Genomic DNA, 25,510 nt, shown 5'->3' with positions numbered 1-25,510 from the left:
CCGCTGTTTCGTCTTGTTTCCAGACGCCCCTTTTTTCAAGGACTGCCCCATGACCGACCGCCCAGCCCTGCGCTCCCAGCGCCTGAACCAGATCACCCACGCCCCGCACGCCGAACTGGATGCCCTGGTCAAAGCCCACGCGCCCTTCGACAGCCGCGAAAGCTTCGCCCGCTTCGTGGTCGCCCAGTACCTGTTCCAGGCCGAACTGCAGGCGCTGTACAACGCCCCCCAACTGATTGCCATCGTCCCCGATCTGGCCCAGCGCTGCCGCGCCGAACAGGCCCGCCAGGACCTCGCCGACCTCGACACCGAAGTGCCGCCAGCCGTGCCGGGCGCCCTGCGCAACCCGAGCCTGGGCGAGGCAATGGGCTGGATCTTCGTCTCCGAAGGCTCCAAACTGGGCGCTGCGTTTCTGATCAAGCGTGCGGTGGCCCTGGAACTGTCCGACAGCTTCGGTGCCCGCCACCTGGGCGAACCGGCCGGTGGCCGTGCCGAAGGCTGGAAGCAGTTCACCCGCATTCTGGATGGCCTGGCACTGTCGGCCGAAGAGGAAGCCGCTGCCGAACGCGGCGCAGTTGCTGCCTTCGAGCGCTTCACCGCGCTGCTCAAGTACGCCTATGCTACGGATACCGCGCTGGTTTGACACGCCGTACCCGGCCACCCTAGCCGCGGCCGAACCGTTTTATGCAGTGAGACCATGACCCTACCCGCCCGCTCGAAACTCGCCCGCCTGCTGTATGCGATCCTGGCTTACGTGAGCCTGGGCGTGGGCCTGGTCGCGATCGTCATTCCCGGCCTGCCGACCACCGAATTCATCCTGCTGGCCGCCTGGGCGGCCACCCGCAGTTCGCCACGCCTGTCTGCCTGGCTGGAGAACCATCGGCTGTTCGGGCCGATCCTGTACAACTGGCGCAATGGCAAGGTGATCCAGCGCCGGGCCAAGGTCAGCGCAACCTTCAGCATGCTGCTGTGCGCGGGCCTGATGCTGACGTTCCTGGAACACCGCTGGCCGGTGTTCCTGGCCATCACCGGCATGACCCTGGGCAACCTGTGGATCTGGTCACGCCCGGAGCACGCCGCCTGCCCTGCCCCGTCACAAGCTCAGCAGCCCTGAATACAGGGCATAGGCCGCCAGCGCAGCGCCTGCCAGCACGGCAGCGAAAATCAGCTTTTCCCAGGTGGTGAACAAGGTTTTTCCCTGCTCATGCTTGGCCCTGGCGAACAGGATCACGCCCGGCGCGTACAGCAGCGCCGACAGCAGCAGGTACTTGAGCCCGCCGGCGTACAACAGCCACACGGCATACGCCAGGGCAACCAGCGCCACCAGCAGGTCCTTGCGGCGCAGGGCCGGCTGCCCGGTGTAGGTTTCTGCACGCAACGCCAACAGCACGGCGTAGGCCGCCGACCACAGGTAGGGCACCAGGATCATCGACGAGGCCAGGTAGATCAGGCTGGTATAGGTACCGGCGGAAAACAGCGTGATCAGCAGAAAGCCCTGGATCATGCAGTTGGTCAACCACAGGGCGTTGGCTGGCACATGGTTGGCGTTTTCCTTGGCCAGGAAGCGCGGCATGGTCTTGTCCCGCGCCGTGGCGAAGAGTATCTCGGCACACAGCAGCGCCCAGGACAACAGTGCGCCGAGCAGCGAAACCGCCAGGCCAATGCTGATCAGCAAGGCGCCCCAGGGCCCGACGATATGCTCCAGCACCGAGGCCAGTGACGGGTTCTGCAGCCCGGCCAGCTCCGGCTGGGTCATCACCCCCAACGACAGCACGTTGACCAGCACCAGCAGCGCCAGCACCCCCAGGAACCCGATCACCGTGGCCTTGCCCACATCCGAGCGGCGCTGGGCGCGCCCGGAATATACGCTGGCCCCCTCGATACCGATGAACACGAACACGGTCACCAGCATCATGTTGCGCACCTGCTCCAGCACGCTGCCGAACTGCGGGTTGCTCAGGCCCCAGATGTCACGGGTGAAGATATCGGCGCGGAAGGCGAACGCCGCGATCACCACGAAAATCAGCAACGGCACCACCTTGGCCACGGTGGTCACCTGGTTGATGAACGCCGCTTCCTTGATGCCGCGCAGCACCAGGAAATGCACCGCCCACAGCAGCAGCGAGGCGCAGCCGATGGCGACTGGCGTGTTGCCTTCGCCGAACACCGGGAAGTAGAAGCCCAAGGTGCTGAACAGCAGCACGAAGTAGCCGACGTTGCCCAGCCAGGCACTGATCCAGTAGCCCCAGGCCGAGGAAAAACCCATGTACTCGCCAAAACCGGCCTTGGCGTAGGCGTACACCCCCGAGTCCAGTTCCGGCTTGCGGTTGGCCAGGGTCTGGAACACGAACGCCAGGGCCAGCATGCCGACTGCAGTGATGGCCCAGCCGATCAGCACCGCCCCCACGTCGGCTCGCGCTGCCATGTTTTGCGGCAACGAGAAGATCCCGCCACCAATCATCGAGCCGACCACCAACGCGATCAGCGCGCCCAGGCGCAGCTTCTGTCCCGGTTCGCTCATGAGCCTTCCTTTTTTTGCGCGCTGTCATGGAGTTGAAACAGCCATGCGGGCCATATAAATGCTGTTACTTATAATGATCCTGATCAAGGAAGCTATAGCACTAATAACTGCTTTGTCTATGACACCCTTCGAGTAAAAACTAGCAGCTCCTGAGCAACTAGAGAAGAATCCGATAAAACTCGAAATTCTTGTGAAAAATTTGCGAAAGCGGCAAAAGCAGCTAGCTTCAAGCATCGCAGGCTGAACAGAGCGTTTGCTCTAGAAGGACATGGAGGTGCCAGCGTGCAAGGCCTGCAGCAGAAGTTGTCGGCACTCTCCAGGAGCCTCGTGAAGGATTTTTCCTACTTCACGTCGCCATGAACTGACCCAAGTCAGCGAATGGCAGCGGCGTCGGATTTACTCTGTCGTCAACTTTCTCCTGGCAGGAGTTGTTAAATGTCTGATTCATCCGGAAAACTAAAACTCGGCGCGCTAGTTGCACTTGTCGTCGGTTCGATGATTGGTGGCGGGATCTTCTCGCTGCCGCAAAACATGGCTGCCAGCGCGGGGGTTGGCGCTGTACTGATCGGCTGGGCCATTACCGCGGTCGGCATGCTGACCCTGGCGTTCGTGTTCCAGACCCTGGCCAACCGCAAGCCTGACCTGGATGGCGGGGTGTACGCCTACGCCAAGGCCGGTTTCGGCGACTACATGGGCTTCTCTTCGGCCTGGGGCTACTGGATCAGTGCCTGGCTGGGCAACGTCGGCTACTTCGTGCTGCTGTTCAGCACCCTGGGCTACTTCTTTCCGATCTTCGGCGAAGGCAACACCCCGGCCGCCATCATTGGCGCCTCAGTGCTGCTGTGGGCCGTGCACTTCCTGGTGCTGCGCGGCATCAAGGAAGCGGCGTTCATCAACCTGGTCACCACCGTGGCCAAGGTGGTGCCACTGGTGCTGTTCGCCCTGATCTGCCTGTTCGCCTTCAAGCTCGACATCTTCACCGCTGACATCTGGGGCCTGGGAACGCCCGAACTGGGCAGCGTGATGGACCAGGTGCGCAACATGATGCTGGTCACCGTATGGGTGTTCATCGGCATCGAGGGCGCAAGCATCTTCTCGGCGCGGGCGGAAAAACGCTCCGACGTGGGCAAGGCCACGGTGATCGGCTTCGTGACTGTGCTGCTGTTCCTGGTGCTGGTCAACGTGCTGTCGCTGGGCATCATGACCCAACCGGAACTGGCCAAACTGCAGAACCCTTCAATGGCCGCCGTGCTGGAACATGTGGTCGGCCACTGGGGTGCGGTGCTGATCAGCGTCGGTCTGATCATCTCGCTGCTCGGGGCCCTGCTGTCGTGGGTGCTGCTGTGCGCCGAAATCATGTTCGCCGCGGCCAAGGACCACACCATGCCGGAGTTCCTGCGCCGCGAGAACGCCAAACAGGTACCGGCCAACGCCCTGTGGCTGACCAACGCCATGGTGCAGATTTTCCTGGTGATCACGCTGTTCTCCAACAGCACCTACCTGTCGCTGATCTACCTGGCCACTTCGATGATCCTGGTGCCCTACCTGTGGTCGGCAGCCTATGCCGTGCTGCTGGCAGTGCGCAGTGAAACCTACGAACAGGCCCTGGCCGAACGGCAGAAAGACCTGATCATCGGTGGCATCGCCCTGTTATACGCCATCTGGCTGTTGTACGCCGGCGGTGTGAAATACCTGCTGCTCTCGGCCCTGCTCTATGCACCTGGCGCGATCCTGTTCGCCAAGGCCAAGCGTGAGGTAGGCCAACCTGTCTTCACCAACGTGGAAAAACTGATCTTCGCAGCCGTGATCATCGGCGCCCTGGTGGCAGCCTTTGGCCTGTACGACGGCTTCCTGACCCTTTGACCCACGTCTTCGTTCAATTGGAGGAATGAAACCATGTCCGCTGAAAAACAGAAGTACGGTGTCCACTCCGAAGCCGGCAAACTGCGCAAAGTGATGGTTTGCTCGCCGGGCCTGGCGCACAAACGCCTGACGCCAAGCAACTGTGACGAGCTGCTGTTCGACGATGTGATCTGGGTCGACCAGGCCAAGCGTGACCATTTCGACTTTGTCACCAAGATGCGCGAGCGTGGCGTGGATGTGCTGGAGATGCACAACCTGCTGACCGACATCGTCCAGCAACCCGAGGCACTGAAGTGGATTCTTGACCGCAAGATCACGGCCGACACCGTCGGCGTCGGCCTGACCAATGAGGTGCGCAGCTGGCTCGAAAGCCTCGAGCCGCGCCACCTGGCCGAGTTCCTGATTGGTGGCGTTGCCGGGCAGGACCTGCCGCAAAGTGAAGGTGCCGAGGTGGTCAAGATGTACAACGACTACCTGGGCCACTCCAGCTTCATCCTGCCACCGCTGCCCAATACCCAGTTCACCCGCGACACTACTTGCTGGATCTATGGCGGCGTGACACTGAACCCGATGTACTGGCCGGCACGACGCCAGGAAACCCTGCTGACTACCGCCATCTACAAGTTCCACCCACAGTTCACCAACGCCGACTTCCAGATCTGGTACGGCGACCCGGACAAGGAACACGGCCAGTCTACCCTCGAAGGCGGCGATGTAATGCCCATCGGCAAAGGCATCGTGCTGATCGGCATGGGCGAGCGCACCTCGCGCCAGGCCATCGGCCAGTTGGCACAGAACCTGTTCGCCAAAGGCGCGGTGGAAAAGGTCATTGTTGCCGGCCTGCCGAAATCCCGTGCCGCCATGCACCTGGACACCGTGTTCAGCTTCTGCGACCGCGACCTGGTCACGGTCTTCCCGGAAGTCGTGAAGGAGATCGTGCCGTTCATCATTCGTCCGGACGAGAGCAAGCCTTACGGCATGGACGTGCGCCGCGAACACAAGTCGTTCATCGAGGTGGTGGGCGAGCAACTGGGGGTCAAGCTGCGCGTGGTCGAGACCGGCGGCAACAGCTTCGCCGCCGAGCGCGAACAGTGGGATGACGGCAACAACGTGGTGGCCATCGAGCCGGGCGTGGTCATTGGCTACGACCGCAACACCTACACCAATACCCTGCTGCGCAAGGCCGGGATCGAGGTCATCACCATCAGTGCCGGCGAACTGGGCCGGGGCCGGGGCGGCGGCCACTGCATGACCTGCCCGATCGTGCGCGACCCGATCGACTACTAACGACCATTGCACCCGGCCGCGCCCAAAAAGCGCCGGCCGGGCCACTACCGAATCCAAGGAGAAGCTGTCATGGCGTTCAACATTCACAACCGCAACCTGCTCAGCCTGGAACACCACACCACCCGTGAGCTGCGCTACTTGCTGGACCTGTCCCGCGACCTCAAGCGCGCCAAGTACACTGGCACCGAGCAACAGCACCTGAAAGGCAACAACATCGCGCTGATCTTCGAGAAAACCTCCACCCGTACCCGCTGCGCGTTCGAAGTGGCTGCCTATGACCAGGGCGCCAACGTCACCTACATCGACCCGACCTCCTCGCAGATCGGCCACAAGGAGAGCATGAAGGACACCGCCCGCGTGCTCGGGCGCATGTATGACGCCATCGAGTACCGCGGCTTCAAGCAGGAAATCGTCGAGGAGCTGGCCAAGTTCGCCGGCGTACCGGTGTTCAACGGCCTGACCGACGAATACCACCCGACACAGATGATCGCCGACGTGCTGACCATGCGTGAGCACAGCGACAAGCCACTGCACGACATCAGCTACGCCTACCTGGGCGATGCCCGTAACAACATGGGCAACTCGCTGCTGCTGATCGGCGCCAAGCTCGGCATGGATGTGCGCATCGCCGCGCCCAAGGCGCTGTGGCCGCATGACGACCTGGTCGAGCGTTGCCACAAGTACGCCGAGGAAAGCGGCGCGCGCATCACCCTGACCGAAGACCCGGTTGCCGCGGTCAAGGGTGTGGACTTCGTGCACACCGACGTGTGGGTATCGATGGGTGAGCCGATCGAAGCCTGGGGTGAGCGCATCAAGCTGCTCAAGCCGTATCAGGTGAATGCGCAGTTGATGAAGTCCACCGGCAACCCGCGGACCAAGTTCATGCACTGCCTGCCGGCCTTCCACAACTCCGAAACCAAGGTAGGCAAGCAGATAGCCGAACAGTACCCGGACCTGGCCAACGGTATCGAAGTGACCGACGACGTGTTCGAGTCGCCGGCCTGCATCGCCTTCGAGCAGGCGGAAAACCGCATGCACACGATCAAGGCGATCCTGGTGTCGACACTGGCTGACCTGTAAAGGCTGACTCGGCAAGCCGGGCAACCCGGATCCCTGTGGGAGCGGGTTTACCCGCGAATGCGTCAGTAGCACCAGCCGCGCTGCATGGGCTGACGCTTTCGCGGGTAAACCCGCTCCCACAAGAGGGCGGCGATACCGGTCGAGTGCAGCGCTCCCTTCTTTTCGTTAAAGGACATTCCCCATGCGTATCGTTGTTGCATTGGGCGGCAACGCCCTGTTGCGTCGCGGCGAGCCCATGACCGCTGACAACCAGCGCGCCAATATCCGCACCGCCACCGAACAGATCGCCAAGATCCACCCGGGCAACGAGCTGGTCATCGCCCACGGCAACGGCCCGCAAGTTGGCCTGCTGTCGCTGCAGGGCCTTGCCTACAAGCCCGACGAGGCCTACCCGCTGGACGTGCTAGGTGCCGAAACCGAGGGCATGATCGGCTACATGATCGAGCAGGAACTGGGCAACCTGCTGGCCTTCGAAGTGCCGTTCGCCACCCTGCTGACCCAGGTTGAAGTCGACGCCAACGACCCCGCCTTCAAGGACCCGACCAAGTTCATCGGGCCGGTCTACAGCAAGGAAGAGGCCGAGCGCCTTGCCAAGGAAAAGGGTTGGGTAGTCAAGGCCGATGGCGACAAGTACCGCCGCGTGGTGGCCAGCCCGAAACCCAAGCGCATTTTCGAGATCCGCCCGATCAAGTGGCTGCTGGAAAAGAGCAGCATCGTGATCTGCGCCGGCGGCGGCGGCATCCCCACCATGTACGATGAAAACCGCAAGCTCAAAGGCATCGAGGCGGTGATCGACAAGGACCTGTGCTCGGCCCTGCTGGCAGAGCAACTGGATGCCGACCTTCTGATAATCGCCACCGACGTCGATGCAGCCTACATTGACTGGGGCAAACCCACGCAGAAAGCCATCGCCCAGGCACACCCCGACGAACTCGAACGCCTTGGCTTCGCCGCCGGCTCCATGGGGCCGAAGGTGCAGGCGGCCTGCGACTTTGCCCGCAACACCGGCAAAGTGGCTGTCATCAGTTCGCTGGAGAACATCGAAGACATCGTCAAAGGCACCGCCGGCACACGTGTTTCCACCGCGAAGCCGGGGATCAGCTACCGTTGAATGCAATGGGCGGGCGCCAGCGCCCGCCATTTTCGACCTTCCGAAGGAGCTTGCCATGGCCCAGTACCAACCCGGTCATGTACACATTGAGCGCACCGCGCTGAACAAGAACGACCACAGCTATGACCTGAACATCGAATACGAAGCCGCGTCGGATCCCAAGGAAGGCAGAGGTATCCAGTTCAAGATGCATGGCAGCATCGAAGGCAAGCCAGTCGAAGAAAAGTTCTTCCTGGCCAAGGATCAGGTGTTGCCCAGCTTCCTCATGCTGCTGACCCGCAAGGCGCAGTCGTACCTGACGCCACCGAAGAAATTCGAGAACCTGAGTTCGCCGCACAAGCTTTATGACCATATGTTCGCGGACATTCGCGAAAAGCTGGATGTGAAGTCGGGCGACCCGATCAAGCCTGAGCATCTGGAGTAATTCAAGAACCGGGGCTGCTTTGCAGCCCATCGCGACACAAGCCCGCTCCTGCAGGGGAATGCGTACCCCTTGTAGGAGCGGCCTTGCGTCGCGAAAGGGTCGCAAAGCGGCCCCGGCGATGTTGAGGCATACTACCGCCCTCCCCGGCCACCACTTCACCGTCCCCATGCGCATCCACGTCAGCTTCATCGACCGCGTCGGCATCACCCAGGAAGTCCTCGCCCTGCTCGGTGCCCGCAACCTCAACCTGGACGCCGTGGAGATGGTCCCGCCGAACGTCTACATCGACGCCCCCACCCTCAGCCCCGCCGTGCTCGAAGAACTGCACGACGCGTTGTTCGAGGTACATGGCGTGCAATCGGTAGAGGTGGTCGACATCCTCCCTGGACAACGCCGACACCTGCAGCTCGATGCCCTGCTGGCGGCAATGAGCGACCCGGTCCTGGCCGTGGACAGTGCCGGCAAGGTGCTGCTGGCCAACCCGGCGCTAATCGAACTGTGCGGCCGCGAATCGGCCGGCCGCTCGGTAGGTGAACTGTTCGGCGACCCGGCACTGCTGCAGGCCCTGCTGGACAACAACTTCCACCTGCCCATGCGCGAGATGCAGCTGAACGGCCAGAGCCTGCTGCTGGACGCCACGCCGATCACCAATGCCGGCGGCCTGCTTACGCTGTACCCGCCCACGCGCATGGGCGAACGCCTGTCGGCCCTGCACCACGACCATGCCGAAGGCTTCGATGCCTTGCTCGGCGAGTCGCCAGCCATCCGCACCCTCAAGGCCCGCGCCTTGCGCGTGGCGGCGCTCGATGCACCACTGCTGGTGCATGGTGAAACCGGCACCGGCAAGGAGCTGGTAGCCCGCGCCTGCCACGCCATTAGCAGCCGCCACGCGGCACCGTTCCTTGCCCTTAACTGCGCCGCACTGCCCGAAAGCCTGGCCGAGAGCGAACTGTTCGGCTACGCCCCTGGCGCCTTCACCGGCGCGCAACGAGGCGGCAAGCCTGGGCTGATGGAGTTGGCCAACCAGGGCACGGTGTTCCTCGATGAAATCGGCGAGATGTCGCCCTACCTGCAAGCCAAGCTGCTGCGCTTCCTCAGTGACGGCAGCTTCCGCCGGGTAGGCGGCGACCGCGAAGTGAAGGTGGATGTACGCATCATCAGCGCCACCCACCGCGACCTGGAGCGCATGGTCGCCGAAGGCAGCTTCCGCGAAGACCTGTTCTACCGCCTGAACGTGCTCAACCTGCAGGTGCCGCCGCTGCGCGACCGTGGCCAGGATATCCTGATGCTGGCGCACTTCTTCATGCAACAGGCCTGCACGCAGATCCAGCGGCCACCCTGCCGACTGACCCCGGCCACCCATTCGGCACTGCTGGCCAACCCTTGGCCAGGCAACGTGCGCCAGTTGCAGAACGTGATATTCCGCGCCGCAGCCATCTGCGAGGGCAACCTGGTGGATATCGGTGACCTGGACATCGCCGGCACCTCGGTGGCTCGTGGCCAGGACGGCGAAGTGGCCAGCCTGGAACAAGCCGTGGGGGATTTCGAGCGCGAGCTGTTGCAACGCCTGTATGCCAGCTACCCATCGACGCGGCAACTGGCAGGGCGCTTGCAAACTTCACATACCGCCATTGCGCAGCGTCTGCGTAAATATGGAATACCGGGAAAAACCTGATGTTTGTTGAAACAACCCTATAGATCTTCAGACTTTTCCTAAGTGTTTGGCAGATACTCTCCCACGCATGCCTCGTAGAATGGTGACAGTGTGATCTTACCTGTCACCCCGCCTACCCGCCCCAGAGCGGGAAGTGGTTCGCTACTTGGATATAACGAGAGTACCTGATGTTTGAACTCGATTTTTACGGGACGCTTGTAGCCGCCTCTTTAGTACTGTTATTAGGGCGCGGCCTTGTCGCCCGTATTGGTTTCTTGCGCGCTTACAACATTCCGGAACCTGTCGCAGGCGGCCTGGTAGTGGCCTTGGCACTCTTGGCGTTGCGCAGTTTCGATGTCCACGTGCAATTCGATACCTCGCTACAAGCCCCTCTGATGCTGGCATTCTTCGCCACCATCGGTTTGAGTGCAGACTTCGCCAGCCTGAAAAAAGGTGGACGCGTGGTTACCATGTTCCTGCTGGTGGTAACCGGCTTGCTGCTGGTACAGAACGCCATGGGCGTCGGCCTGGCAACGGCACTGGGGCTCGACCCGCTGATGGGCCTGCTGGCTGGCTCTATCACCTTGTCGGGTGGCCACGGCACAGGCGCTGCGTGGGGGGCCACCTTCTCCGAGAAATTTGGCCTGGCCTCGGCCTCCGAACTGGCAATAGCATCAGCTACCTTCGGCCTGGTGCTGGGTGGCCTGATAGGTGGCCCGGTCGCCCGGTTACTGATCAAGCAGGTAAAAAAACCGGGTATCAAACAAGCAGCACCGCAACTACCCAAGGGCTTCGAACAACCGGACAAAGAGCGCCTGATTACATCGTTTTCATTTATCGAAACACTGGCGCTGATCGCTGTCAGTTTGCTCGCGGGTTCGTTACTTAATGGCTTGTTGAAAGGTACTGCATTTGAACTGCCCACGTTCGTTTGCGTACTGTTCGTCGGCGTGTTGTTGCGCAACGGCCTTTCTGCATTCGGTTTCTATCATGTATTCGAGCGGGAAGTTTCGGTACTGGGCAATGTAAGCCTGTCGTTGTTTCTGGCCATAGCCTTGATGTCGCTCAAACTATGGGACCTGGCCGCGCTGGCATTACCGTTCTTCCTGCTGCTGGCTGCACAAACATTGGTCATGGCACTGTTTGCGGTGTTCATAACCTTCAGAGTCATGGGCCGCAACTATGACGCGGCGGTACTGGCTGCCGGGCATTGCGGTTTCGGCCTGGGTGCAACGCCGACCGCGATCGCCAACATGCAAGCGGTGACCCAACGCTACGGGGCTTCGCCTACCGCCTTCCTGGTAGTGCCGATGGTGGGAGCGTTTTTCATCGATATCATCAATGTCATCGTCATCAAGCTGTACCTGGCCTTGCCGTTCTTTTGAGCCAGACGCTAAACACTCAGCCGATATGTTGCTCCGCCGGGTGCTGCCCAGGATCCGTAGACAGGGCCTGATGCAGCATTGTCTCCAGGATGGAAAAAAAACACTTTATGTGAGGCTGCTTCAATGCCTGTGGCCGGGTCACCATGTAGACGTCCATGTCTGGAAGGGGCAGGTCGACGAACAACTCGATCAAATCCTTGGCCAGGATCCGGGGAAGTACCGCCACCCCCATCCCGCGCCTCACTGACTCGAGCTGTGCGCTGAACGAGTTCACGCGGATCGGCGCACGTTCCAGCCCCCCCGCCTTTGCCGCACGTACTTGCGGCAACACGTCCAGCGGCGGAAGCAGGCCGATATTGACCGCCGTCGCAGGGGTAACCCCCGGAAAACGGTGCAGGTAACCAGCAGCGGCGAACACACCATAGCCAAGCCGGCCTATCGGCCGATAAATCAGTGAGGGCTCACCCAGGTGGGCCGTGCGCACGGCAATGTCCGCCACACCCCGGACGATCTTGTGGAAGTCGGCGGTCACGGTCAACTCCACCGAGCAACCCGGGTGTAGTCCGGTGAAGCGATTGGCCGCCTCCAGTACGCAAGTCGAGAAGCCTTCCCCTGCGCTCACCTGCACAGTGCCAGAGAGTTCGCAAGGCAGCTCGGCTGCGCCGGCAGGCGTCTGGCGCCGTAGCCCAGCTTCAGCTGCCTGGGCCACTTCGACCAGCGATTGACCGCGCGAGGTCAGCCTGCATCCCTCTACGCCCCGCTCGACGAGCGGCTCGCCCAATGCAGCCTCAAGCTGGGTCAGGCGACGCGAAACGGTCGATGGTGCAATACCCAGCAACTCGCCAGCGCGAAGAAAGCTGCCACGCCGCGATACGGCCAATAGCAGCCGAAGATCGTCCCAGTTTTCCTGCAATGCCATATGTGCTGGCCTCTCCCTGGTCTGCAAATTCGCAAAACCACTATGCAGTAGGCGCTGTTTTTCGACAGCAAGCGCGGGAGTATACCTTGGGCCCCTCTGAACAAATGGAATGGATTGCATGATGACTAGCCCCAAGGACTATGCCCAACGCGCCGCCAATGCCTTTAACCAGCGTGATGTGCAAGGGCTGCTGGCACTGGTCGACGAAGACTTCGTGTACCTGGACGGCATGACGACCCAAACCGGGCGCGAAGCCATGCGCGCGCGGGAGATGGCGCTGTTCAGCGCACTCCCTGATGCCCAGGTGGCCCTGACCCCATTCATGGTCTCGGACGATCGGCTGGCAATGACCGCCGTCCTGACCGGCACCTTCACTGCCCCGCTGCTGCTGCCTGCAGGAGTGATCGTTCCGGCCCATGGGCGTCGGATTTGCGTGCACTATGCGGCGCACTTCACCTTCAGAAACGGCCTGGCCATCCGTGAAGCGGTGTTTTTCGACAGTGCCATGTTGAAGCCATCTGCCGAACAGAGCGAGGGTTGAGCCATGCGCAATGTGTTCGTTACCGGAGCAACCGGCTTGCTGGGCAACAACCTGGTCCGTGAACTGGTCGCTCGTGGCTACACGGTCAAAGGGCTGGTGCGGTCAAGAGCAAAGGGGGAAAAACAGTTCGCTGATCTGCCCGAAGTAGAGCTGGTCGAAGGCGATATGGCCGATGTCGACGCTTTCGCGGCGTCGCTGCGCGGCTGCGATACGGTGTTCCATACTGCAGCGTTCTTTCGTGACAACTACAAAGGCGGCAGCCACTGGCAAGCACTTGAGCAGATCAACGTGACCGGTACCCGCCACCTGTTGGAGCAAGCCTACCTGGCCGGCATCCGGCGGTTTATCCATACCTCGTCCATTGCAGTGCTCGACGGGGCACCAGGCACGTCGATCGATGAGACATGCCTGCGGGCCGAAGCAGATGCAGATGACTACTACCGCAGCAAGATCCTCGCCGACCGCGTCGTGACTGAGTTTCTCGATGCCTGCCCCGACATGCACGCCTGCATGGTGCTCCCAGGCTGGATGTGGGGCCCTGGCGACATCGGCCCTACGTCGTCCGGGCAACTGGTCAACGATGTCGTGCGCGGCAAACTGCCTGGCTTGATCCCGGGTAGTTTCTCGGTGGTCGACGCCCGCGATGTAGCTTTGGCGCAGATTGCCGCAGCCACACAAGGACGAAGCGGCGAACACTACCTGGCGGCCGGGCGGCATATGACCATGGCTGAACTGGTACCAATAGTAGGCCGTCTGGCGGGCGTACGAACGCCCGCGCGGCATTTACCGTTGCCGTTGTTATTCTGCCTGGCCGCAATACAGGAAATGTATGCACGGCTCACCGGCAAGCCCATCCTGCTAAGCTTGGCCACGCTGCGCCTGCTGGTACGGGAAAAGGATCGTACGCGTTTCAACCACAGCAAAAGCGAACACGCGCTCGGCCTGAGTTTCAGGGCGCTGGAACTGACTATCGCCGATACCGTCGCGTGGTATCGAGACCACGGCTGGTTTGCAGAACACGGCTCGCTCACGGAGCAGGAAAGTAAATAGCCCATGGACAGGAAAATCATTCTGATGCGCCACGGCCAGCCGGCGCTGGCCGTCAGCAAAAAAGTGTCAGCACTGGACATGGAGGGCTGGATAAAAGGCTACAACCGCGCCGGAATCACCGACCAGCCCGCCCCGACCGCCAGCCTGCAGCTTGCCACAACGGCGAGGGTGATTGTGTCGAGCACAGCGCCACGGGCATTGAGCTCGCTGCAGGCGCTCGGTCTTGAGCCCAGCCACGTCGATGCGCTTTTTGGTGAAGCGCAGCTGCCGTATGGCCAATGGAAGTTGCCCCGGCTTTCACCGTTTACCTGGGCATTCATCCTTCGCGTTCTATGGTTGTGCGGTTACTCGCGCAATGTCGAAACCGTCAGCGCTGCCAGGCTTCGCGCCAGCATGGCAGCACAACGGCTGTTATCACTTGCCAGCGAGGGGCCGGTACTGCTGCTAGGTCACGGGTTCATGAACCGGATGATTGCCAAGGAACTGATGGCAAAGGGCTGGACTCGCCAACACCAAAACGGCAGCCGCTATTGGAGCGCGGCTGTTTTTGCCAAGAGTAATGAGGGCCAGGACTAAGCGGCCGTTATAGCTACAAGTTCCAGGTACGATCCATGACCGGCGACTCTAGCATTCCCCCGGGTTGACGCACTGCGAGCGGCCAGCAAGCTGAACTGCCCGGCCCCGTCTGCGACAAAATGGCGCTGCCTGGAACTTTTACAGAGCGCCACCGATGCGGCTTAATGCGCAACTTACTCCATGGGGCGGTCCATGCTGCCAGTCATTCGCACTCACCTCTGGCTGCTCGCCTGTTTCGCAGTGGTGTTCAACCTGCTGGCGATGCCGCTCGACCGTTCCCTGCGCGCCCCGGCTGTAGACCAGTCGCTGATTCTCGGCAGCTTCTGTAGCCTGCATGGCACGCAGAGCCTGCCAAAATCACTACTGGCTCAACTCAAACTCAATCAGCCCGAACTGGCCGAGCATGCCGATAGCAAGCTGCAAGCCGGTGATTGCTGCTGCGGTCACGCCGGTCAGGCACTGCTAGCCGGTGACTATTTCAAGCATCTGTTCCCGCGTTTCTGGCCCGCTGAGCTGCTGCTCGGCCATGCCCCTACCTTGCGGCTACCTCGTGAGCAGTGGCCCAACCTGAGTCCACGCGCCTCTCCCTTGGCCTGATCTGTCGACTACTTCCAGGTCCCGCGCACGATGCGCGTGATGACCGTGCCCGACTTTTTCTTGCCAGGAAGCTCTCTCCATGCCTGCGTTCCGTAGCACCGCACGCACTGTATTGCCCGTTTTTGCCATCACCTGCGTTTCCACCCTGAACCCTCTGTCCCAGGCGGTGGTGGCCGAAACGCTGCCCAGCGAAAACTCCACCTTGACCCTCGGCGCCGTTACTGTCAGCGGTACCAGTACCGGTCCGCTGCCCACCAGTACCGTCCTCAGCTCGGTGGACATTCTCGGTGGCGATATCCTTGAGAAAATGCCGGTCACCTACAGCTGGGAACTGTTCAACCGCGCGCCCGGTGTAATGCTCACAGAGTTCAACCAGGGCACCACCTCTGGCAAGTTGTCGTTCCGCGGCTTCAACGGCGAAGGTGAAGTCAATGCAGTGAAGCTGTTGATCGACGGCATTCCCAGCAACACCAACGACGGCAACATGCCCTTCATCGACTCGGTGTTCCCGATGGACATCGACACCATCGAGGTGGCGCGCGGCACCAGCGACCCGCGCTACGGCCTGAACAACATCGCCGGTAACGTCAATATCAACACCCGCATTGGTGGTAACTACAACAAGGCCCGTCTGCGCTACGGCAGCTTCAATACTCGCGAGGTACAGCTGGCAAAAGGCATCGAAACCAGCAACTGGACGCAGAACTACTTCTTCGCCCGACAACAGGTCGATGGCTATCGCGAACATGCCGATACCGAACGCTACAACTTCGGTGGCAAGTGGTTCTACACCCCCGACAATGGCAGCTACCGCCTCGGCCTGATTGCCCGCCACTACGAGTCGGAAGCTCAGGAGGCCGGGTACCTGACCGAGAATGACGCCCACCATCACCCTCACATGAGCAATGACTACAACGCTACAGACAAGGGCACACGGCGGATGAACCAGGTCAGCGTGCATTTGGACACCGATCTGACCGACACCTTGTCGTGGTTGGCCAAGACCTACGTCAATACGTTCGACGATCGCCGCTGGACGCAATACTGGCGTACCAGTTCACAGCAGGAGCGCGATACCTACGAGGACCAGTACGGCGCCATCACCTCCCTGACCTGGCGGCCTCAGATCGACTGGCTGCGCACTTTCGCCCTGGAAGGCGGCAGCGACGTGCAGAAGCAGCAGAACCGTAGCGAGCGCTACCGCACGGTGGAACGTGTGCGCCAGGCGCAGACCCGCGATCAGGACTTCGACTTCAACACCGTCGGTGCCTATGTCCTGGCTGAAATCGAGCCGGTCGAATCGCTGAAGATTGTCCCTGCGTATCGCGTCGACAAGATCAGTGGTGATTTCACCAACAAGATGACCGGGCAGGACTACGACATAAACGACTATGGGTTGATCAAGCAGCCCAAACTCAGCATCGTCTACTCACCGTGGCAGTTCGCCAGTGTCTATGCGAACTGGGGCCGCACCTTCCAGGTCGGTACCGGCGCTGCAGCCTACAAGGTGCCGCCGCGCAACGAAGACCTCGACCCTTCGATCAACGAAGGCTGGGAAACCGGTGTGAAATTTACCCCTGCCAGTTGGATCGATGGCCGCGTGGCCTACTGGCGCCAGGACGCCACCGGCGAGGTCAGCCGTCGCCTGAACGACCCGAGCGGCGAATCCGACAACGTCGGCGAGACACGCCGCTGGGGCTACGACCTGCAGGTCAACCTGCACCCTGACGAGCGCACCGAGGTATGGATGTCCTACTCCTGGCAGTACTCGAAAATTCTTGAACCCAGCAGCGCGCTCCCGGACAGCAAGGGCAAGGAAATCGACCACGTGCCGCACCACCTGTGGAACACCGGTATCAGCTACCAGGCCGCCCCGGCACTGCAACTTACAGCCTGGGCTAACGGGCAGACCAACTACTACCTTGAGCGGGAGAACACGCAGGGAACTTACGGCGGTTACGTACTGATGAACCTCGGCGCGACCTACAAGCTCAGCGACTTGATGAGCGTGGACCTGCAACTGAAGAACCTCACCAATCGCTACTATGAATATGTCTGGTACGACCCGGATGGAGCGGACGCGTCCCTGCATTCGCCTGGTGATGGTCGCGCAATTTATGCCGGCATGACGTTCGATTTTTAAAGGGTGCCAGCTCTATTCCGGATGCACAGCGGAACAAGCTGATTGATTGTGCTGCCGGCAAGATTTTCAGCGCACGATATGAAGCGCTGGATCGAGCAATCCAACCTTTCCGAAATCAAAAACCTGCCCGCACCGAAGGATAGCGTCGAGCTGGCTGCTACCGCCAAAGCGGTTGTGTCCAGCAGCGCGCCTCGGACACTGACTTCCATTCAAGCGCTAGGCTTGCTGCCCGTTTTGGTGGGAGTGGCGTCACGACGTGCTTGATGGTAAGGTTCGCCCCATGACACTGTAATTTTGTACAGTGTACATTTATCCAGAGGAAGGAAGATATGCTTAAAGGTAGTTGCTGCTGTGGAGCGGTAAAGTTTCTGGTATCCAGCCCGCCGACAATGATGGGTACATGTCACTGCTCCCGCTGCAGAAAGGCAGGGGCCAGTACATTTGTTTTTGTACCACGCTCGTCGTTCGAAATGCTGTCCGGCCTGGATTCGATAACGACTTATAAGCCCGAAGCACCTTACAAGTACAACCGATGCTTTTGCTCGATATGCGGAACTGCGTTGGGTGAGGTGACATCAACCGCCGATTCCTTTCCAGTGGCTGCTAACTGTTTCGACGACGCATTGAACCTTTCAAACCTGTTCCACGAGTTTGTCAAGGAAAAACCGAGCTGGTACGAAATTTGCGATAACGCTAAACAATTCCCTGCACACCCATACAATTAAATTGACAACGTCGAACTACAACTCTGACAGATCACAAGACGAAGCCGGGCGCGATAAAGAAGGGCCCCTTTGTGATCTGACGCGCAGGCAGACACAACTGCCCAAGCCAGTCCTTGCCAGCCAACCGATGCGCGACAGATTTTATTGCTGACCCACCTTTACATCTGTCATGCCTCGCCACCTGTACTTATTTCAGTACACCGTATCGAATTCGCTACAACCTCGCCTGGATACGGCTCGCCAAGGGTTTGAACCCCAAACCCTTTTCCTCCGCCCACTGTGTGTAGCGTTTTCATTCCAAAGAAAATAGGAAAGCGCCAGGAAAGCTTTGTAAGTCATTGATTTAAATGACTTTTTAAATATTGGCCGCATTTTTGCTAAGGGAATCACAACCCCAAGAGCGCGGAGCCACCGCGCCTAACGCCCTGCTTCCCGAGGATTCCCCATGAGCGAGTTGCGTTTCACTGAAGATCACGAATGGCTGCGCGTCGAAGCCGATGGCAGCGTCACCGTAGGCATCACCGCCTACGCCCAGAACGCCCTTGGCGATGTGGTTTTCGTGCAACTGCCAGAGTTGCAGCAGTATGAGAAAGGCAGCGAAGCGTCCACCGTCGAGTCGGTCAAGGCCGCCAGCGGTGTGTACATGCCCTTGACCGGCGAAGTGGTGCAGATCAATGACCAGCTCGAAGACAGCCCGGAACTGGTCAACGAAGACCCGATGGGCGAAGGCTGGTTCTTCCGCTTCATTCCCGCCGATGCCGGCGCCGTGGCCACCCTGCTCGACCAGGACGCCTACGACCGCCTGATCAAAGCCAACGACGACGCCTGAGGGACCCTGCCATGACCATCAACCTCGGCACCGCCAACGAATTCATCGCCCGCCACATCGGCCCGCGCGCCGCCGACGAGCAGGCCATGCTGGCCGCCCTCGGCTTCGACTCGCTGGAAGCCATGACCGCTGCGGTCATCCCCGACAGCATCAAAGGCACCAGCGTGCTCGGCTCGCACGACGGCCAGAGCGAAGCCGACGCGCTCGCCGCGCTCAAGGCCATCGCCGGCAAGAACCAACTGTTCAAGAGCTACATCGGCCAGGGCTACTACAACACCCACACCCCGGCGCCGATCCTGCGCAACCTGCTGGAAAACCCGGCCTGGTACACCGCCTATACCCCTTACCAGCCAGAAATTTCCCAGGGCCGCCTGGAAGCGCTGCTGAACTTCCAGACCCTGATCAGCGACCTGACCGGCCTGCCGATCGCCAACGCCTCCCTGCTCGACGAAGCCACCGCTGCGGCCGAGGCCATGACCTTCTGCAAGCGCCTGTCGAAGAACAAGGCCAGCCACACCTTCTTCGCCTCCGTGCACTGCCACCCGCAAACCCTTGACGTGCTGCGCACCCGTGCCGAGCCTCTGGGCATCGAGATCGTGATCGGCGACGAGCGCGAGCTGGGCGATGTCAGTGCCTTCTTCGGCGCCCTGCTGCAATACCCGGCCAGCAACGGTGAAGTGTTCGACTACCGGGAAGTGGTCGAGCGCTTCCACGCCGCCAACGCCCTGGTCGCCGTTGCCGCCGACCTGCTGGCCCTGACCCTGCTGACCCCGCCGGGCGAGTTTGGCGCCGACGTGGCCATCGGCAGCGCCCAGCGCTTCGGCGTGCCACTGGGCTTCGGTGGCCCGCACGCCGCCTACTTCGCCACCCGTGACGCGTTCAAGCGCGACATGCCGGGCCGCCTGGTCGGCGTGTCGATCGACCGCTTCGGCAAGACCGCCCTGCGCCTGGCCATGCAGACCCGCGAACAGCACATCCGCCGCGAAAAGGCCACCAGCAACATCTGCACCGCCCAGGTGCTGCTGGCCAACATCGCCAGCATGTTCGCCGTGTACCACGGCCCGGCCGGCCTCAAGCGCATCGCCGAACGTACCCATGCCCTGACCGCGATCCTGGCGGCTGGCCTGAAGACGTTGGGCGTACAGGTAGTGGGCGCCAGCGCCTTCGACACCCTGACCCTGGCCACCGGCATTGCCACTGCCAGCCTGCACGAAAAGGCGCGCGCCCAGGGCATCAACCTGCGCCAGATCGACGCTGACCACGTAGGGCTGTCGCTGGACGAAACCAGTACCCAGGCCGATGTCGAAACCCTGTGGCAACTGATCGGTGGCGACCAGGCCCAACCAGACTTCAACGCCTTGGCCGCCAGCACCGGCTCGCTGCTACCTGCTGCCCTGCTGCGCCAGTCGGCCATCCTCGCGCACCCGGTATTCAACCGTTACCACAGCGAAACCGAGCTGATGCGCTACCTGCGCCGCCTGGCCGACAAGGACCTGGCGCTGGACCGCAGCATGATCCCGCTGGGCTCGTGCACAATGAAGCTGAACGCCGCCAGCGAAATGATCCCGGTCACCTGGGCCGAGTTCGGCAACCTGCACCCGTTCGCCCCGGCCGAGCAGAGCCAGGGCTACCTGCAGATGACCACCGAGCTGGAAGCCATGCTCTGCGCCGCCACCGGCTACGACGCCGTATCGCTGCAGCCCAACGCCGGCTCCCAGGGCGAGTACGCAGGCCTCTTGGCCATCCGCGCCTACCACCGCAGCCGCGGCGAAGGCCACCGCGACATCTGCCTGATCCCGTCGTCGGCCCACGGCACCAACCCGGCCACCGCGCACATGGCCGGCATGCGCGTGGTAGTCACCGCCTGTGATGCCCGCGGCAACGTCGATGTCGAGGACCTGCGCGCCAAGGCCATCGAGCACCGCGAGCGCCTGGCTGCGATCATGATTACCTACCCGTCGACCCACGGTGTGTTCGAGGAAGCGATCGGTGAAATCTGCGCGATCATCCACGACAACGGTGGCCAGGTGTACATCGACGGCGCCAACATGAACGCCATGGTCGGCCTGTGCGCACCGGGCAAGTTCGGTGGCGACGTTTCCCACCTGAACCTGCACAAGACCTTCTGCATTCCGCATGGCGGTGGCGGCCCGGGCGTCGGCCCGATCGGCGTCAAGTCGCACCTGGCACCGTTCCTGCCCGGCCACGCACAGCTGGAAAACACCGAGGGCGCGGTATGCGCCGCACCGTTCGGCAGCGCCAGCATCCTGCCTATCACCTGGATGTACATCCGCATGATGGGCGGTGCCGGCCTCAAGCGTGCTTCACAAATGGCGATCCTCAACGCCAACTACATCGCCCGTCGCCTGGAAGAGCACTATCCTGTTCTGTATACCGGCGGCAATGGCCTGGTGGCCCACGAGTGCATCCTCGACCTGCGCCCGCTGAAGGACACCAGCGGCATCAGCGTCGACGACGTGGCCAAGCGCCTGATCGACTTCGGCTTCCACGCCCCGACCATGTCCTTCCCGGTGGCAGGCACGCTGATGATCGAACCGACCGAAAGCGAGTCCAAGGAAGAACTGGACCGCTTCTGCGACGCGATGATCCAGATCCGCGAAGAAATCCGCGCGGTCGAGAACGGTAGCCTGGACAAGGACGACAACCCGCTGAAGAACGCCCCGCACACGGCGGCCGAGCTGGTTGGTGAATGGGCCCATGGCTATAGCCGCGAGCAGGCGGTGTACCCGCTGCCGAGCCTGGTTGAAGGCAAGTACTGGCCGCCGGTCGGTCGGGTCGACAACGTGTTCGGCGACCGCAACCTGGTGTGCGCCTGCCCGTCGATCGAGAGCTATCAGGACGCCTGATAGCCCCTGCCCCGCCACCTACCCTTGGATGGCGGTCCCTGTGGGAGCGGGTTTACCCGCGAATGCGATTGTGGCTTTACCGCCGCATTCGCGGGTAAACCCGCTCCCACAGGGTTCAATGTCCACTCAGCATCTCTGGCAGGAGGTCCCATGTCACTGAGCGTCTTCGACCTGTTCAAGATCGGCATCGGCCCCTCCAGCTCGCACACGGTCGGCCCGATGCGCGCCGCCGCGCGTTTCGCCGAAGGGCTGCGCCGTGATGACCTGCTTGCCCGCACCGCCAGCGTCAAGGCCGAGCTGTATGGCTCGCTCGGCGCCACCGGCAAGGGCCACGGTAGCGACAAGGCCGTGCTGCTGGGCCTTGAAGGCGAGCACCCTGATGTCATCGACACCGACACTATCCCTGCCCGGCTGCAGGCCATCCGCGACAGCGGTCGCCTGAACCTGCTCGGCGAGCACAGCATCGCGTTCATCGAAAAGCAGCACCTGGCGATGATCCGCAAGCCGCTGGATTACCACCCCAACGGCATGATCTTCCGCGCCTTCGACGAGGCCGGCCTGCAAATTCGCAGCCGCGAGTACTACTCGGTGGGCGGCGGTTTCGTGGTCGACCAGGACGCCGCCGGCCACGACCGCATCGTCGAGGACAGCACACCGCTGACCTACCCGTTCAAGACCGCCAAGGAGCTGCTCGGTCATTGCACCGGGCAAAACCTGTCGGTCAGCCAGGTAATGTTGGCCAACGAGGCAGCCTGGCGCCCCGAGGCGGAAACCCGTGCCGGGCTGCTGCGCATCTGGCAGGTGATGCAGGATTGCGTCGAAGCCGGCTGCCAGCATGAAGGCATCCTGCCGGGCGGGCTCAAGGTCAAGCGCCGGGCGCCGGCGTTGTACCGTCAGTTGAGCCGTCACCCGGAGGCCAGCTTGCGTGATGCCCTGTCGGTGCTCGACTGGGTCAACCTCTACGCCCTGGCGGTGAACGAGGAAAACGCCAACGGCGGGCGTGTAGTCACCGCGCCAACCAACGGCGCGGCGGGCATCGTCCCGGCAGTGCTGCACTACTACATGCGCTTCGTACCGGGAGCCAGCGAGGACGGGGTGGTGCGGTTTCTGCTCACCGCCGCGGCCATCGGCATCCTGTACAAGGAAAACGCCTCCATCTCCGGCGCCGAAGTGGGCTGCCAGGGCGAGGTCGGCGTGGCCTGCTCGATGGCAGCCGGGGCGTTGTGCGAAGTGATGGGCGGCAGCGTACAACAGGTGGAAAACGCTGCCGAAATCGGCATGGAACACAACCTGGGCCTGACCTGCGACCCGATAGGCGGGCTGGTCCAGGTGCCTTGCATCGAGCGCAACGCCATGGGCTCGGTGAAGGCGATCAACGCGGTGCGCATGGCCTTGCGCGGCGACGGGCAGCACTACGTGTCGCTAGACAAGGTCATCCGCACCATGCGCCAGACCGGCGCCGACATGAAAAGCAAATACAAAGAGACCGCCCGTGGCGGCCTGGCCGTCAACATCATCGAATGTTGACCCACAACAACAGCAAGGAGTCACCGATGTCCGAAACACTGCTCAAGACCCCACTGCACGCCCTGCACCTGGAACTGGGTGCGCGCATGGTGCCGTTCGCCGGCTATGACATGCCGGTGCAGTACCCGTTGGGCGTGCTCAAGGAACACCTGCATACCCGCGAGCAGGCCGGCCTGTTCGATGTCTCGCACATGGGCCAGATCACCCTGCGCGGTAGCGATGCCGCCAAGGCCCTGGAAAGCCTGGTGCCGGTGGATATCATCGACCTGCCGGTGGGCATGCAGCGCTATGCCATGTTCACCAACGAGCAGGGCGGCATCCTTGATGACCTGATGGTTGCCAACCTGGGCGACGACACGCTGTTCCTGGTGGTCAACGCCGCCTGCAAGGACCAGGACCTGGCCCACCTGCAAGCGCACATCGGCAACCGTTGCGAGGTGCAGCCGCTGTTCGAGCAACGCGCCCTGCTGGCCCTGCAAGGCCCGGCGGCGGTCAAGGTGCTGGAGCGTCTGGCCCCGGAAGTGGCCGGCATGACCTTCATGCAGTTCCGCCCGGTGAAACTGCTGGGTGAAGACTGCTTCGTCAGCCGCTCGGGCTATACCGGCGAAGACGGCTATGAAATTTCGGTACCGGTACATGCCGCCGAAGCCCTGGCCCGCCGCCTGCTGGCCGAGCCCGAAGTACAGCCGATCGGCCTGGGTGCGCGCGACTCGCTGCGCCTGGAAGCCGGCCTGTGCCTGTATGGCCACGACATGAACACCGAGACCACGCCGGTGGAAGCCAGCCTGCTGTGGGCCATTTCCAAGGTTCGCCGTGCCGATGGCACGCGTGCCGCCGGCTTCCCGGGTGCAGAGGCCATCTACGCCCAACAGCGCGATGGCGTGGCGCGCAAACGTGTGGGCCTGTTGCCACAGGAACGTACGCCAGTACGTGAAGGCGCAGATATTGTCGATGCAAACGATAAACCTGTAGGCAAAGTGTGCAGTGGCGGCTTTGGCCCGACACTCGGCGCACCTGTAGCAATGGGTTATATCGATAGTGAACATGCCGCACTCGACACCTCACTGTTTGCCGTGGTGCGTGGCAAGAAGGTTGCCCTGAAAGTCAGCAAAATGCCTTTCGTGGCACAACGTTACTACCGGGGCTGAAGCTGCTTTGTGAAGGTTGCGGGCAGGCTCGACATATTCGTTTTCGAACCTGTCCAATAACTTTTGAACACAGCGCCAGGCCAGGCGCCATGCCGTTTCCGACAAATTGGTCGGTTATCGGCAAACGGCCGATTTTCCATACGACCAAGGGCTTGTTTTTCGCTCGGGAGTTGGCGTAGAGTCACTGCACTGTGTTTGCATGGGTCGCAACAGTTCGTGACCTGGGCCAGTAGCCGCAATCTGCTACAACCCGTTTGACGTCTCTTACTTTCCTGCAACCCAGCCCAGTAATCTTTTGCTTCCTATTTATTGCAAAAGAAACTGTCATCAAAATTCAAGCTTCATAGGAAATAAGACAATGGCTGAGCGTCAGAACGGTACCGTCAAGTGGTTCAATGACGAAAAAGGTTACGGCTTCATCACCCCAGAAAGCGGTCCGGATCTGTTCGTGCACTTCCGCGCTATCGAAGGTAACGGCTTCAAGAGCCTGAAAGAAGGCCAGAAGGTCACCTTCGAAGCAGTCCAGGGCCAGAAAGGCATGCAGGCTGACAAAGTTCAGGTCGCCGGCTAAGCCGAACCCGACTTCGAGAAAAGCCCCTGCCAAGTGCAGGGGCTTTTTTTTGCCCGTAGAATAGCGGCTTCGTCTTCTGGAGCCGTTTTGCATGTCCAAGCCTCTGCTCACACCCCAGGGTGATTTTCCGCCGGTCGGCCTGGGCCGGCGCCTGGCGGCGATGTTCTACGACTTCCTGCTGTGCACGGCGCTGCTGATCGTGACCGCCGGCGCCTACAAGATGATCCAGATGGCGATCATCGGTGAAGCCCGCATGCGTGAGCTGACCGAGGCTGGCGCACTGGACGGCGACCCGCTGCTGTCCACCGTGTTGCTGTTCGTCCTGTTCGGTTTCTTTGCCAAGTTCTGGACCCATGGCGGGCAGACCCTGGGCATGCAGGTGTGGGGCGTGCGGGTGCAGAACGCCGATGGCACGGCCATCAGCCTGTGGCAGGCGCTGCTGCGCTTCGTGGTGTCGATTGCCTCGTGGCTGTGCCTGGGGCTGGGTTTTTTCTGGGTGTTGATCGACAAGCGCAAGCGGGGCTGGCATGACATCTATTCGGAAAGCCAGCTGGTGCGGGTGCCTAAGCAGAAGAGATAAGTACAAGCTTCAGGGCAACCAATGTACCTGTAGGAGCAGCCTTGTGCTGCGAAGAGGCCATCACTGGCAACGAGAGTGTTTTGCCAGACCGGCCCTTTCGCAGCACAAGGCT

The 25,510-nt window shown here is 61.5% G+C and carries 23 protein-coding genes and 1 pseudogene; 22 read left to right on the top strand and 2 right to left on the bottom strand.

The window, feature by feature from the left end; genetic code table 11:
• The first annotated feature begins 49 nt into the window (after nucleotides 1-49).
• Together CAY82_RS18975 and CAY82_RS18970 are read left to right on the top strand one after the other, a co-directional pair.
• Nucleotides 50-643, top strand: a complete 594-nt coding sequence (locus CAY82_RS18975) for a biliverdin-producing heme oxygenase (protein ID WP_087502584.1) — start codon at nucleotides 50-52, stop codon at nucleotides 641-643.
• 54 nt (nucleotides 644-697) lie between these two features.
• Nucleotides 698-1,114: a YbaN family protein gene (locus CAY82_RS18970; protein ID WP_087502583.1), complete on the top strand. Its 417-nt coding sequence runs from the start codon at nucleotides 698-700 to the stop codon at nucleotides 1,112-1,114.
• Here CAY82_RS18970 and arcD (CAY82_RS18965) read toward each other — a convergent pair.
• Nucleotides 1,094-2,521 carry an arginine-ornithine antiporter gene (gene arcD / locus CAY82_RS18965; protein WP_087502582.1) on the bottom strand — a complete coding sequence of 476 codons (1,428 nt, stop codon included), beginning with the start codon at nucleotides 2,519-2,521 and terminating at the stop codon, nucleotides 1,094-1,096. The genes CAY82_RS18970 and arcD (CAY82_RS18965) overlap by 21 nt on opposite strands.
• A gap of 435 nt (nucleotides 2,522-2,956) precedes the next feature.
• On the opposite strand from arcD (CAY82_RS18965), the gene arcD (CAY82_RS18955) reads away from it, so the two are divergent.
• The 7 genes from arcD (CAY82_RS18955) (at nucleotide 2,957) to gltS (ending at nucleotide 11,325) form a co-directional block, all read left to right on the top strand.
• Nucleotides 2,957-4,384 (top strand): arginine-ornithine antiporter, encoded by a 1,428-nt coding sequence (arcD, locus tag CAY82_RS18955; protein WP_087502581.1) that lies wholly within the window; start codon nucleotides 2,957-2,959, stop codon nucleotides 4,382-4,384.
• 33 nt (nucleotides 4,385-4,417) lie between these two features.
• On the top strand, nucleotides 4,418-5,671 hold the full coding sequence (gene arcA, locus CAY82_RS18950; protein ID WP_087502580.1) for an arginine deiminase: 1,254 nt from the start codon (nucleotides 4,418-4,420) through the stop codon (nucleotides 5,669-5,671).
• Nucleotides 5,672-5,740: 69 nt separating this feature from the next.
• On the top strand, nucleotides 5,741-6,751 hold the full coding sequence (locus CAY82_RS18945) for an ornithine carbamoyltransferase (RefSeq protein WP_013971112.1): 1,011 nt from the start codon (nucleotides 5,741-5,743) through the stop codon (nucleotides 6,749-6,751).
• A 181-nt stretch (nucleotides 6,752-6,932) separates the two neighbouring features.
• A complete protein-coding gene (gene arcC, locus CAY82_RS18940) occupies nucleotides 6,933-7,862 on the top strand; it encodes a carbamate kinase (protein WP_087502579.1) in 930 nt (309 codons plus the stop codon).
• Nucleotides 7,863-7,917: 55 nt separating this feature from the next.
• Nucleotides 7,918-8,286: a DUF5064 family protein gene (locus CAY82_RS18935; RefSeq protein WP_063911394.1), complete on the top strand. Its 369-nt coding sequence runs from the start codon at nucleotides 7,918-7,920 to the stop codon at nucleotides 8,284-8,286.
• Nucleotides 8,287-8,452: 166 nt separating this feature from the next.
• Nucleotides 8,453-9,961 (top strand): sigma-54-dependent transcriptional regulator, encoded by a 1,509-nt coding sequence (locus CAY82_RS18930; protein WP_087502672.1) that lies wholly within the window; start codon nucleotides 8,453-8,455, stop codon nucleotides 9,959-9,961.
• Nucleotides 9,962-10,128: 167 nt separating this feature from the next.
• Nucleotides 10,129-11,325: a sodium/glutamate symporter gene (gltS, locus tag CAY82_RS18925; RefSeq protein ID WP_087502578.1), complete on the top strand. Its 1,197-nt coding sequence runs from the start codon at nucleotides 10,129-10,131 to the stop codon at nucleotides 11,323-11,325.
• A 16-nt stretch (nucleotides 11,326-11,341) separates the two neighbouring features.
• Here gltS and CAY82_RS18920 read toward each other — a convergent pair whose 3' ends face one another.
• Entirely contained in the window at nucleotides 11,342-12,244 is a 903-nt protein-coding gene (locus CAY82_RS18920) for a LysR family transcriptional regulator (protein ID WP_087502577.1), read from the bottom strand.
• 118 nt (nucleotides 12,245-12,362) lie between these two features.
• Here CAY82_RS18920 and CAY82_RS18915 point away from each other — a divergent pair, with 118 nt between their 5' ends.
• From CAY82_RS18915 to CAY82_RS18860, 13 genes and pseudogenes are all read left to right on the top strand, one after another.
• Nucleotides 12,363-12,785 carry an ester cyclase gene (locus CAY82_RS18915; RefSeq protein ID WP_015269083.1) on the top strand — a complete coding sequence of 141 codons (423 nt, stop codon included), beginning with the start codon at nucleotides 12,363-12,365 and terminating at the stop codon, nucleotides 12,783-12,785.
• A 3-nt stretch (nucleotides 12,786-12,788) separates the two neighbouring features.
• Nucleotides 12,789-13,835, top strand: coding sequence for an SDR family oxidoreductase (locus tag CAY82_RS18910; protein WP_087502576.1), 1,047 nt, complete (start codon nucleotides 12,789-12,791; stop codon nucleotides 13,833-13,835).
• 3 nt (nucleotides 13,836-13,838) lie between these two features.
• A complete protein-coding gene (locus CAY82_RS18905; protein ID WP_087502575.1) occupies nucleotides 13,839-14,411 on the top strand; it encodes a histidine phosphatase family protein in 573 nt (190 codons plus the stop codon).
• 192 nt (nucleotides 14,412-14,603) lie between these two features.
• Nucleotides 14,604-15,008: a DUF2946 family protein gene (locus CAY82_RS18900; protein ID WP_087502574.1), complete on the top strand. Its 405-nt coding sequence runs from the start codon at nucleotides 14,604-14,606 to the stop codon at nucleotides 15,006-15,008.
• Nucleotides 15,009-15,087: 79 nt separating this feature from the next.
• Nucleotides 15,088-17,151: a TonB-dependent receptor gene (locus tag CAY82_RS18895; protein WP_087502573.1), complete on the top strand. Its 2,064-nt coding sequence runs from the start codon at nucleotides 15,088-15,090 to the stop codon at nucleotides 17,149-17,151.
• 78 nt (nucleotides 17,152-17,229) lie between these two features.
• Nucleotides 17,230-17,391: pseudogene (locus tag CAY82_RS27115) on the top strand (histidine phosphatase family protein); the annotation flags it as partial.
• A gap of 89 nt (nucleotides 17,392-17,480) precedes the next feature.
• A complete protein-coding gene (locus CAY82_RS27295; protein WP_087502572.1) occupies nucleotides 17,481-17,876 on the top strand; it encodes a GFA family protein in 396 nt (131 codons plus the stop codon).
• Between the two features lie 445 nt (nucleotides 17,877-18,321).
• Entirely contained in the window at nucleotides 18,322-18,705 is a 384-nt protein-coding gene (gene gcvH / locus CAY82_RS18885; protein WP_087502571.1) for a glycine cleavage system protein GcvH, read from the top strand.
• Nucleotides 18,706-18,716: 11 nt separating this feature from the next.
• A complete protein-coding gene (gene gcvP, locus CAY82_RS18880; RefSeq protein ID WP_087502570.1) occupies nucleotides 18,717-21,572 on the top strand; it encodes an aminomethyl-transferring glycine dehydrogenase in 2,856 nt (951 codons plus the stop codon).
• Between the two features lie 150 nt (nucleotides 21,573-21,722).
• Nucleotides 21,723-23,099 carry an L-serine ammonia-lyase gene (locus CAY82_RS18875; protein ID WP_087502569.1) on the top strand — a complete coding sequence of 459 codons (1,377 nt, stop codon included), beginning with the start codon at nucleotides 21,723-21,725 and terminating at the stop codon, nucleotides 23,097-23,099.
• Between the two features lie 26 nt (nucleotides 23,100-23,125).
• Nucleotides 23,126-24,247, top strand: coding sequence for a glycine cleavage system aminomethyltransferase GcvT (gene gcvT, locus CAY82_RS18870; RefSeq protein ID WP_087502568.1), 1,122 nt, complete (start codon nucleotides 23,126-23,128; stop codon nucleotides 24,245-24,247).
• A 358-nt stretch (nucleotides 24,248-24,605) separates the two neighbouring features.
• Nucleotides 24,606-24,818, top strand: coding sequence for a cold-shock protein (locus tag CAY82_RS18865; RefSeq protein ID WP_003257941.1), 213 nt, complete (start codon nucleotides 24,606-24,608; stop codon nucleotides 24,816-24,818).
• Nucleotides 24,819-24,909: 91 nt separating this feature from the next.
• Complete coding sequence (locus tag CAY82_RS18860) at nucleotides 24,910-25,398, top strand: RDD family protein (protein ID WP_087502567.1); 489 nt, start codon at nucleotides 24,910-24,912, stop codon at nucleotides 25,396-25,398.
• Nucleotides 25,399-25,510: the final 112 nt, after the last annotated feature.

The sequence above is a fragment of the Pseudomonas sp. SID14000 genome, assembly GCF_002165135.1.
Taxonomy (GTDB): domain Bacteria; phylum Pseudomonadota; class Gammaproteobacteria; order Pseudomonadales; family Pseudomonadaceae; genus Aquipseudomonas.
This window is presented reverse-complemented; position numbering and strand designations above follow the sequence as displayed.